The following is a 3,047-nucleotide window of genomic DNA, read 5'->3' as shown; positions in this document are numbered from 1 at the left end:
CCCCCAACCTTGGACTGAGTTAGTAGCTGCTATTGCTGACCATGACGATGGGCAACGCGATTGGCAGGGCAAAAATCATTTGACCGATGCGGGCGCACCTCTCAACTTTATGCTTAAACCTCCTGATATTGTTCAAGCAAAAAAGATGGTAGATAATGCTCGCTACCGTTCTCGCTGGACAGTGCTACTTACCTCTATGCACACTACTACGCTATACGAATCGTGGCGAGGCACTGATAAAGAGTTAGATAAATTTTTAGATGAGCAGCAGAGCTACCAGCGCGTGCTGGCGCGAAGCTTGAACGTGCCTATTCAAAAAGCGCGAGATACCTACCAGTTAATGTATTTCTGCGATGCGCTATCGCTAATTTTATGCAAGAACCAAATTCCACCGGATGGTCTTCATTTGGAAGTAACACAATTACCTTCGGATGAGATGGCCGAAATTTGGGCCTTAGAAGACAAGGTATATAGTATTCAACCTTGGCCGTGGGAAGATGATGAGGTTACTTTGTCGGTTGAGGTATACCATATAGAGCAGTTAGCATTCAAAAATGATCAGGAGCTCTACAAGGCTTTTAATACTGCTAATGTGTCAGAAAAAAAATGGCAATTTCAGGTTAATTAACTCCTAGTTGCGTTGGTCGAAGCTGATTTTGTTCTTCTTTAGTAAATAATCTGGATTTGATAACAAAGCGTAACCCCAGTGGGATTTCTAATGAGAAACTTGCTCCACGCCCGGTTACTACATCTACTGTAAGTTGTGTGTGCTTCCAATACTCAAACTGATCTTGCGACATATAAAATTCGCAATCGTGAATTTCCCCTAACCATACATCGGTTTCATTGAGCATCAGTTCACCCTTGGGAAAACACATAGGTGAAGAGCCATCACAGCAACCACCACTTTGGTGAAACATCAGTTCGCCATGCTCTTCCCGCAGTTGGTCAATAATTTTTTCAGCTTCTTCAGTAATCGTTACTCGCTCAATCATTAAGGTTATGGTTTACGGTAAAGGGTAAAGGGTTGAAGGTGTTAGAATATAACCCTTCAACCTTTAACCTTTCTACCTTTAATTAATTTAGAAGAAGCCCATCGCTTTCTTGTCGTAAGAAATAAGCATATTTTTGGTCTGACGGTAATGATCCAACATCATTTTATGGTTCTCGCGACCAATACCTGATTTTTTGTATCCACCGAACGGAGCATGCGCTGGATAAGTGTGGTAATTATTTACCCAAACACGCCCCGCTTTAATAGCTCGAGAAATCTGGTAGGCTTGGTGCATATCCCGTGTCCAAACTCCAGCTCCTAAACCGTAGAGGGTATCATTAGCAATTTCAATCGCTTCAGCTTCGTCCTTAAAGGTAGTCACACAAAGTACTGGGCCAAAAATCTCTTCTTGAAACACCCGCATTTTGTTATTTCCTTTTAGAATAGTTGGTTTAATGTAGTAACCACCTTCTAAACCTTCATTGTAGGCAGCTTCGCCCCCAGTGAGTACTTCACAGCCTTCTTCTTTACCAATATTAATATAGTTAAGAATCTTTTCATACTGATCGTTAGAAGCCTGTGCTCCCATCATGGTATCCGCTTCAAGCGGGTGCCCCATTTTAATGGCTTCGGTGCGTTCAATTACGCGCTCAATGAATTTTTCGTAGATGCTTTCTTGCACTAACAAGCGCGAGGGGCAAGTACACACTTCACCTTGGTTGAGCGCAAACATCACGGCTCCTTCCAGACACTTATCAAAGAATTCATCATCAGCATTCATAATGCTTTCAAAGAATACATTCGGCGACTTTCCGCCTAACTCCAAGGTAACCGGAGTGATATTCTTAGAAGCGTACTGCATAATTAGCTGCCCCGTGGTAGTTTCACCAGTAAAGGCTACTTTATTGATGCGTGGGCTAGATGCCAGCGGTTTACCCGCTTCAGCTCCAAAACCATTGACAACATTAAGTACACCAGCGGGCAGTATGTCTTCAATCAATTCCATCAGAATTAAAATTCCTACCGGAGTTTGTTCGGCGGGTTTTAGTACCACGCAGTTACCAGCGGCTAAGGCAGGAGCTAACTTCCAGGTAGCCATTAGAATAGGAAAATTCCAGGGAATAATTTGGCCAACTACGCCTAATGGTTCAGGTACATTCAGGCAGACAGTATTGGCGTCTAGTTCACTTACTGATCCTTCTTCCGCCCGGATTACCCCAGCAAAGTAGCGAAAGTGGTCAACCGCTAGCGGTAAGTCGGCGGCACGGGTTTCGCGTAGTGCTTTTCCATTATCCCAAGTTTCAGCTCGGGCCAGATCTTCCAAATTTTGCTCGATTACATCGGCAATCTTTAGCAGCATATTACTACGTTCAGTGGCCGAAGAACTGTTCCAAGCAGGTGCCGCTTCCCAGGCCGCATCAATGGCGGCATCTATGTCCTCTTTGGTTGAGCGAGGAATCCGGGTAAAGTTATTACCGTCCACGGGTGAAACATTTTCGAAGTACTGACCTTTGGTGGGGGCAGTCCACTTTCCTCCGATAAAATTTTCGTACTGATCTTTAAACTTAGGTTTTTCTACCTGACTGCGGGTAGTGGTGAGCGTATCACTCATAGTAATAAGGGTTTTTAGGTTACGAAATTAAAATATAAAACCGATCATGCTTTAAAAAATTGATCGGATAATCAATATAGGAGATAGAAAATAAAAAGCTATGACGGATTCTATCATTCACATGAACAATCCTATTAAATCTGCTATTTTAGTAAATACAGAATCTAGTTCTCTAAACATATTGCATATTTACCAAAAATAAAGTACTATTATTCAATAGCCGATAACGACTGCTTATAAATATGCATTTACCAAATCGTTTTTTTGAAGAAAGAAGGCTGGAAGCTTTGGTAGAAAACCAAACTACCTACACGGTAGGACAAGCAGCTTTACACGTATTTGAAACTCACCAGCAAGCTGAGCGAGTGCAATTACAATTTAATCAGCCCGTGCTGGCCAGCATGCTACGAGGTAAAAAAATTATGCATCTGCGCGACCATC

Annotated in this window: 3 protein-coding genes and 1 pseudogene; 2 read left to right on the top strand and 2 right to left on the bottom strand. The window is 42.7% G+C overall.

Annotated elements, in window-relative coordinates; translation table 11 throughout:
* The coding region (locus WBA23_RS17450) for a DUF3891 family protein (RefSeq protein WP_424583568.1) at positions 1-628 on the top strand (628 nt) is incomplete at its 5' end.
* Here the strand turns inward: WBA23_RS17450 and WBA23_RS17445 are convergent.
* Both WBA23_RS17445 and exaC read right to left on the bottom strand, forming a co-directional pair.
* Positions 621-995, bottom strand: a complete 375-nt coding sequence (locus WBA23_RS17445; protein WP_424583567.1) for a DUF779 domain-containing protein — start codon at positions 993-995, stop codon at positions 621-623. The genes WBA23_RS17450 and WBA23_RS17445 overlap by 8 nt on opposite strands.
* 87 nt (positions 996-1,082) lie before the next feature.
* On the bottom strand, positions 1,083-2,606 hold the full coding sequence (exaC, locus tag WBA23_RS17440) for an acetaldehyde dehydrogenase ExaC (protein WP_424583566.1): 1,524 nt from the start codon (positions 2,604-2,606) through the stop codon (positions 1,083-1,085).
* A 242-nt stretch (positions 2,607-2,848) separates the two neighbouring features.
* Here exaC and WBA23_RS17435 point away from each other — a divergent pair.
* Positions 2,849-3,047, top strand: a pseudogene (locus tag WBA23_RS17435) (AraC family transcriptional regulator); the annotation flags it as partial.

This window comes from Tunicatimonas sp. (assembly GCF_049647865.1).
Taxonomy (GTDB): domain Bacteria; phylum Bacteroidota; class Bacteroidia; order Cytophagales; family Cyclobacteriaceae; genus Tunicatimonas.
The sequence above is the reverse complement of the archived record's forward strand: the minus strand, read 5'-3'. Positions and strand labels throughout refer to the sequence as shown.